Annotated in this window: 7 protein-coding genes; 5 read left to right on the forward strand and 2 right to left on the reverse strand. The window is 46.1% G+C overall.

What is annotated here, in order from left to right:
* Together BMW93_RS34970 and BMW93_RS34975 are read right to left on the reverse strand one after the other, a co-directional pair.
* The coding region (locus BMW93_RS34970; RefSeq protein WP_143061804.1) for a hypothetical protein at nt 1-1,497 on the reverse strand (1,497 nt) is incomplete at its 3' end.
* Nucleotides 1,498-1,913: 416 nt separating this feature from the next.
* Entirely contained in the window at nt 1,914-2,594 is a 681-nt protein-coding gene (locus tag BMW93_RS34975) for a response regulator transcription factor (protein ID WP_090387460.1), read from the reverse strand.
* Between the two features lie 486 nt (nt 2,595-3,080).
* Between BMW93_RS34975 and BMW93_RS35320 the strand changes: the two genes are divergently transcribed.
* The 5 genes from BMW93_RS35320 to BMW93_RS35005 all read left to right on the forward strand — a co-directional run.
* Nucleotides 3,081-3,323, forward strand: coding sequence for a hypothetical protein (locus BMW93_RS35320; protein ID WP_143061805.1), 243 nt, complete (start codon nt 3,081-3,083; stop codon nt 3,321-3,323).
* Nucleotides 3,324-3,875: 552 nt separating this feature from the next.
* Nucleotides 3,876-4,745, forward strand: coding sequence for an alpha/beta hydrolase (locus BMW93_RS34985; protein ID WP_090387463.1), 870 nt, complete (start codon nt 3,876-3,878; stop codon nt 4,743-4,745).
* Nucleotides 4,746-5,483: 738 nt separating this feature from the next.
* Nucleotides 5,484-6,113, forward strand: a complete 630-nt coding sequence (locus BMW93_RS34990) for a TetR/AcrR family transcriptional regulator (protein ID WP_090387465.1) — start codon at nt 5,484-5,486, stop codon at nt 6,111-6,113.
* Nucleotides 6,114-6,418: 305 nt separating this feature from the next.
* Nucleotides 6,419-7,186: a hypothetical protein gene (locus tag BMW93_RS35000; protein ID WP_090387469.1), complete on the forward strand. Its 768-nt coding sequence runs from the start codon at nt 6,419-6,421 to the stop codon at nt 7,184-7,186.
* 64 nt (nt 7,187-7,250) lie between these two features.
* The coding region (locus BMW93_RS35005) for a hypothetical protein (RefSeq protein WP_218147776.1) at nt 7,251-8,201 on the forward strand (951 nt) is incomplete at its 3' end.

Raw genomic sequence — 8,201 nt, forward strand, 5'->3', positions numbered from 1 at the left:
GTTGGCTGCATTGTTGTTCTGGGTAACGTCCCTTCCATTGACGGACATATCTTTCCAGATATTTTTAGCGCCGGCAGCATTTACACCGTCATTAGCTTTGTGCCACATCAGAAGATTTGCGACTACCCCGCCCGGTGCCTGAACAAAAGCCGCGAAAGTGAAGAACTGCCCGTCTGCCAGGCTGACGTCCGCGTAATTGTAGGAAACACCATTCACTATCTGCGTGGCAGTCATATCGGTAGCAGGATCGGAACTGTCGATGGTTGCATCTGAGCTCTGGATCAACTTCAGGTTTGTCAAACCCGCCGGCCAAGCCACACGTACCGTTCCGATGGTACCGGTCTGCTGGACTTTCCAGATCGCCGCAAACCGGAAGTTGATGCCCGGACCTGAAAGCGCTACTCCCGGTGTTTTGGCCAGGCCGTTATCGCCCCATACCAAGAACTGGCCATCAGTAAGTGATGAACTATGGGCAGCATTGGTTGACTGTAGTTCGGCATTGCTACCGATCAACAGTTGTTGTCCCGGGTTTGTGCTCCATGATTGTCTTTGGTCCAGTGCCCCCTGAATATCCTTACCGATGCCGGCAATGTTATAATGAAACCCATTATTTGTCGAAGCGCTCCATACAGTGCCCGATGACGAGTTCTTATAATCCCTGGTGCCTTTTGCAAAAGTGCTACCGTACTTAATGGCCAAATAGGTTTCAACTCGGTCCATTTCATCTACCGAAAGTCTGTTTTCAAAAACCAACAATTCGTTCAATTGACCGCTGAATTGACCATAATTGTTGTCCCCACCGATATACAAATCCCGACTTGCAGTGTTGATGACGGTATTCTGCAGTTCGGTCCCGGAGTAGCTGACTCTTTCACCGCTAAAAGATACTGTTCCGCCAGCATAAGCTGCGGTCGCCCCTGCTCCGTTTAGCCACGCCCCTCCGGCTGTAAAGGGCGAGTTGGCGGTGATGGGATCGCCAGTTAGCCCCTGATAACCTGGCCCGCCGGTAAAGAATAAAAGTTTACGATCAGCCCCTGCCGTATTAAACATATGCAATCCGGGATAGTCCATGGACGCATGGAATCCTAGGAAACCACTGTTTTGGACATTTTGTATCTTTCCTGCTGCATAGAGCGAGCCGCTAGCCCGGTCAATCACGTTAATGCCGACGGGCGCACTATAAAACATCTGATCGTTGCTTCCGTCAAATGTCACTGTCGGATTGAAATTCTGAAGAATCGATCGTGAAAAAACGGGTCTGTTCCCGAGATTAGCTTGCGAGAGATTAAACCCGTTTCCTTGAATTTCGTTCCATTGCTGCACCGGTTGGCCGTCCTGGATGACCGTGTTTCCAGCGTCGCTGAAAAGCGAATTGGGAGCATCGGCCCTGTACCACGCGGCTGGCGAGACGCCCCCGGGTGACTGGGCTCGAGCCCCGGCCAGGCCAAGCATCGTCAACGCAAGGGCCGCCAGACCACTTCGTAACTGTTTGTTCATATTTTATTTGTTTTAATTAAAAAAAGAATTCAGTGCAATCCGTTGAAGGAGGGGAGCTTCTAAGTGGCAACAAGTGTATATAGCGAAAAACAAGGGCAAAATATATTCAGGTGTATAGCAAACTATATGCTATATACGTTAATCTCGGCGAGCGTCAGTTCTATGGACTAAGGTTTGTAAAATTGTATGTTGTACTAGTTTATCATCATGATGATTTCGAATTTTGACAGCGGATTTAGGTAGGTATGGTTGGCGTCGAGATAATTTTATTTTGTCAAATAAGTTTTACCTGTTCCGGTTGCAAATATTTCTGAATTATTCGCAAACGGTATACGCTTTTCTTGTCAATCATGTGTTGTTTTTTGGTCAACGTGGATTTTTGAGGCTAAAACCTGTAATTCGGATTGCTCTGGGGGTCATACGTCTCCCGGAATTTCAAGAGGCGTGCCTTGCTTTTTGAGCGCAGCAGCCAGGTCTATAATATTATGGACATTGGTCTTTCTATAAATATTCGATTTTACAGTACTGATTGTCGAGCTTCTTCGATCCAGCGTATGGGCAATTTCAGAAGTTGTCATGCCTCTTATCAGGCAGCCGGCTACCTTTCTTTCCAGTCCTGAAAGCGTTGTTATCCGCTGTTGTTTTGGACGGGCCGGTTTGTGGGTGATGAGCCGATACGCGATTTCGCTATTGACATAATGCAGGCCTGCTCCCAGCGAATTGATGCACATGTCAAGGTCACGTTCATCGAAATCTTCGGGTAGGTAACCCGCAATGCTGTCCTGAAAGAAGGTGATCAGAAAGTCCAGGGATGAACGGTTATCGTATATGGCTATCCCGGCCAGCGGACTATATCGCCTCAAACGACCAGCCAGGTTGATAATTTCCAGGTCCGAATGACCTGCGCCGAAGAGAAAGATGATCTCCGGGGCATATTCGGCGTACCTTTTTTCAAGCTCTTGACAGCTGGACACCTCGATAACCTCCAGGGATTTGCGCGACTCGGACAGAATTTCCCTGAAACCTTTCCTGAACACAGGGCGAGGATCAACAATAGCAATTAAGTCTACGTTGACGTAGATGGGTGATGTTTTCATCTTCAAAATAAGTTTAGTATTGCAGCAATTGGAAATGCAATATTTTCATTTCACCGGAAAGTGAGGGATTGAAATATTGTCAATCTTGTGTACTTATATTATCAGTACGCTTTTTCCCGGGCTCGCAGGGGAGGTTTTAGTATCGTTTTAGGTGGGAGCTATCCGGTTCGGCTCGCGTGCCGGTTGAACGTACTGAATTGATGTCGATTCCGAAGATTAGTTCGTGTAAACTTTAGCCTATCCATAATATGTAAAAAAATGTCGACTACGACAATACTGACATATTCAAAAATGAATAGTGGATGCTCCATCCCGCTGGCACATTGTACCACCGGTTTCAGTCATTATCTTGTCAATTTTGTGCATATTTCTTCTATAACTGACCTTGGCGGGTGTAGTCCAAAATGCAAATTGATCCGGGGTTTTTAAGTTTGTCGTGTCTCAGTTACACGAGAATAATTTCGACAAACCATCCGCCTGTCTGCTTTGAGATCTGCTTATTTCATCGAATTGTTACTATGTCTCTTCTGCCTGGGGCTTGACCAGGCCGATGCGCAAATTTCGCGGCGTGACCTGGTAAACTGCGATGCAAAGCATTGCACCTCTGGAGCCGGATCTTTGGTGTGGGACGTGTCTTTTGCCGAAGTGTGGGAAAAGCAGCTCGAAGGAAAGTCGAGTTTGAATGGCGTTGATTCTGCCGCCTATCCGGAATTTCTTGCCAGTGAGTAACAGTTTGAGACCAGTGTCTTCGCTGGCAACCATTTTGAGATCAATCGCGTCCTGTTCGGGCTTCTTTTGGCCTTTCCGCTATGGTGGAAAACGTGGTTTGTGTGTCTGTGCTGCATCATGATTGTTGGAGGGCTTTTACCTGGTGCCGTGGGTAGATTTGATACATTCTTTAAATCCCTCGGTAGTGACAAAAGGCGGGCATATATTCGCAGGCAAGCTGGTCGATTTTCCCGACGATTCATCTCGGGTACCGGTTTTGATTACAGCAAAATAAGGGGCCAGCGAACTTGTTGGCGGGATAGATGAGAGCGAAGTATAGATGTCTATGATCAGAGCTTCCCGGGAAAAATTGTCAATAACGTTGAATCCGGGTCGCCGGTAACCTAGGCCTGACCTTCCGCTGATTATTTAACTTGAAAGCCTGATAAATGCGGTGTACACGTTGATGATTACCCCTATATTTAAGCTGACACAACTCGGAGTGTCGCCATAGCAGCAAGCCGTTAACAATCAGGCAAAAAACCGATGCACTAATTAATTGAATGATACCGAATGAAATTGCTTACCTATTCCTTTCGATGGCTGACAAGTCTGTTTTTAGTTGTTGCTTTTCAGGCACACTCCCAGCATACCCAGGCGTATACATTTCCATCCAGTGAGGTAGTGACGCTTCATTCCAAGCTTTTGAACGAAGAGCGCAAGGTGTATGTGCATTATCCTAAAATAGACTCCGCGGATGGAAACAGACGGTTTCCAGTCATATACGTCATGGATGGGGATAATCATTTTGCGTTGCTTGCTCAGTATGTCGACTACCTGAGCAGGCCGGATGTTTTGGCAATGCCGAAAACAATGGTCGTTGGCATCCCAAATACGCAACGAACCAGAGACCTGACGCCAACCAGCAGCTTACTTAACTACGAGGGCAAACCAGACAGTAGTTCGTATAAAGGAAGTGGCGGGAACGAAAAATTTTTACAATTTATCGAGACCGAATTGATACCAATGATCGACAAAAAGTATAACACAGCGCCCTATAAAATATTTGCCGGGCATTCCTTTGGGGGCCTTTCTGCGCTTAATTGTTTATTGACTCATCCCGATCTGTTTGATGCGTATATTGCCGTAAGTCCATCCCTCTGGTGGGACAATGGATATCTGTTGAGAATGACCGATGAAACACTAAAAAACGGTTCAGCCTTAAACAAAGTATTTTTTTACAGTGACGGAAACGAAGGGGGGCGTAATTCGTTTTTTCATAAGGACTTATTAAAGCTGGATGCTACAATTGCCAAAAAAAAGCTAAAAGGATTTGATTATCTCTATAAACATTACGCCACCGAAACCCACATGACCGAACCCGTTGCGGCTTATTTCGATGCGCTGCGCTTCATTTTTAAAGACTGGGAAAAGCGTCGCTAAGGGGGAATTCGGTTGCATTTCAAAACAGGAGAATATAATAAGCTCGCTTACTCTCGAATGTATTTGGATTTCCTGTTAGAGGGTTCGCAGATCATGATAATGAGTTCATTTCCAGACTGATCAATATTTCATGTAGCACAGCCAATATAGTCAAGAACGTGGCAATGGGAACGGATTGATATCGCTTCCTTAGGGATCACCTCGAAGAGCTTGTTGTCCACATAATACGATCTGGGTGCACAATTGGGACAACCATTTGAATCGAGTATCACGCCATCATATCTGAAAACTATATAGTTTGGCTCTCCATCTAATGGAACCCAGACATTCGATCCATTTACATTCTTTTTATAACCTGTATGCTTCCATTTGCCTACGATGGTTTTAGTTGCCGGATCTGGTTTTGGGCTGTCCTTTTCACAGGCAACCAGAACAAAAAAGCAGAAGAATTGAGAGTAAAGCGGTTTTCATCATTTGAAGTTTTGAGAGGATGAAAATTAATCCGTTATAGTTTGATAGCTTGGCATTTAATTAATGCGCATCTGCGCGGGTAAGAACCGCATTTCCCTGTCAGCTTAATGTGCAAGGCCCCTAAAAACCGGTTGTCGAAAGGTTGCTGCTATTGGTCGTCATAATTCAGATCGGCTCCGGATGGCCGCCCTCCGTATGGATATACTCACAAAATGGATAGATTAAAGGCCGCTGTGGGCCTAATACCGACGAAACATAAAAGCATTGATGGAAACTTTACACAAAAAAGACAAGGAAGCAACAAAGAATAAGCTAATCCAGGCAGCCGGAGAAGTTTTTATGGCCAAGGGTTACCAGGGCCTAAAAGCTGCGCCGATCGCCTACCTTGCCGGCGTAAGTAAGACTTTGATCTACCGTTATTTTGGGACTGTCGAGGAGCTTTTTAAAGCCTATCTGGCTCAAAAGGACTTTTGGCTATCCATGGAAGGTCAGGTGGAAGAACTCCTCGATGCCAGCAGGCACGACTTTGGGAAGCAGCTTGCCAAGCAAGTGTTGGAAGCCCAAATCGCCTATTTTTATCAGAATAAAGAAATGCAGGAAATTATGCGGTGGCAGATCGCTGAGCCCAACCATATTGCCAGAACTTTGGCCAATTCCCGCGAACTAATGGGCGAAGAATTACTGAGTCTGAGCGATCCTTACTTCAAAGAGTCAGGGATTAATTTCCGTGCATTACTTGCCGTGATCGTGCCCGGAATTTACTATCTCGTACTGAATGCGAAGGTGAATGGTAGTACATTTTGCGGGATGAATATTAATAAAAAAGAGGATATGGAGGAGGTTCAAAAGGCTGTAAAACAGGTTGTTGATTGGTGTTACGAGAAGGTCGAATCTTGAAAATGTAAGCCATATTTTCAAAAAGGATAAATAAGCGGGAATAAAATAATTTCCCATGTTACGGTTTGGCAAAAAAAGAGAACATAGATTTCAGCGATTTTTGAAAATCTATGACGGGTCCCTTTACGAATCTCTTGATCGCCCCCCTATCTGTTTGTTTGTGATTTGCCGGATTATCCCCGTACCGAATTTGCCGATCCTTACCCGGACGGGCCGAAGCACCTGCTTCGGCGCCGCCTCTGGCTACATAACAAATAAGCATTTTTCGATGGAATATTTTAATCATTTTAATTTTAACACCTAATATGAAACGAATTCTCCTATTATTGACGATTACGCTTTTTTCCGGATTTACAACGTACGCGCAGACAAAAATAAAAGATGGCACCGTAGTGAGCCCGGGGTTGCCAAATGTAAATGCTGTCCTCGAATTAGAAAGTACTAACAAAGGGCTCTTGCTTCCAAGGGTAGCCTTGGAGCAGACATCAATCTCCACTCCTTTAAATGCACATGTGGCTGGTATGGTCGTATATAATACCGCTACGGCCGGCGACGTAGTGCCAGGCTACTATTACAATGACGGCAGCCAGTGGGTGAAAGCATCAGGAAGTGCGGGTACCAGCAACGAACCCTGGAATGTTCAGGGAAGTAGCACGCCAGCAAGCGGTAATAGTGAGCATATATATCAGACAGGGAATGTTTCGATCGGAAAAAATTCTTCGGCGGTGGGATCCAGCACCCTTCAGGTGTATGGTTCGGTATCGACGCCGATCAGATCTGTCACGCAAAGTACAACTCTTACAGAAGAAGACTACACGGTTGTTTGCCGCCAGTCGTCCGCTATAATCGTCAGCTTACCTGACCCAGCCACGTGCGCAGGCCGGATGTATTATATTATCAATAATGGAACACAGGCAGTCACAACAAATTACGCTTTTGAGGTGGCGACCGGTGTCAATCAGAGTACTATTCCTGTTGCCGTGAATGGTATCAACAGTCCTAACCCTAACTTCGGTCAGAAATATTTGTTGCAAAGCGACGGGACAAAGTGGGTGCTGATTTCTCTGGGATAAAATGGTTTGCTATCAGCAACAAATCGATTTAGTCCATCTCCCAGCAGATAAAACCTAAACAAGCATGGAACCACAAAATATTTGGGCACGCCTTATTGCCATTATCCTCCTTTTAAATATACCTATCCTATCGTTTGCACAAACCGGGGCAGGCAGTGTAACGTTAGACAACAGTGTTCGTACTTCGTCGATCGGGGAGACAACCTTTGAATATTCTGAAACGCTTTACCTGGGCCCCAATGCCGTTTGGAATATCAGCGGAACGCACATCATATACAGCAAATATATATGGATAGCCCCCACTGCGGTCATTGAAAACAACGGTGCCGGATCGATCATTTTCGCCAATCCGGATGAGAATCCGTTTTACCCTGACATGACCGGTCCTACCACCATTGATGGTAACAATGGTAACCCGATAGGCGCCATTGTCAAGCATCGGAATCCGAACAATATCATTCTGGCTGACATTCAGGACCCCGGATACGGAACAGCGAACCCTTTGGGCTCCCTGGCCGCGGGCCTGCACTTTCAAAATGATTTCATTTTCGAGGTAGATGGAGGGGACATCCTGCTAAACGGCCATGATTTAACTACCAGCGGGTTGGGTCAATTACAGGGTTTTGGTCCCAACAGAATGGTAAGTACCGGAAACAGTATCACAGGGCACTTGATCAGGCTCAATTCAGCAGCTGTTTCCAAAACCTATTTCCCTGTCGGCATAACCGAAGGGGATTACACACCCGTATATATAGAAGGGGTTAGTGACTACCACGTCAGTGTGACCGACTATCCGGGCTCTGGATTGCCCATTAGCTCGCCGCAAGAGGGAATGGACCGGGCCTGGCATATTTACGGCGGAAAAGCTTCGGGCGTAGGACTTCAGCACAATTCCCCTAACACAGATGGCAGTATGTATGTTGACTCGGATGCGTTTATAACGCGTTATCAGGGTGGCACGACATGGACTACCGGAGTCTCCGAACAAATCGCTGCCGGCGTTCACTATAATAAC

The sequence above is a fragment of the Dyadobacter sp. SG02 genome (assembly GCF_900109045.1).
Lineage (GTDB): Bacteria > Bacteroidota > Bacteroidia > Cytophagales > Spirosomataceae > Dyadobacter.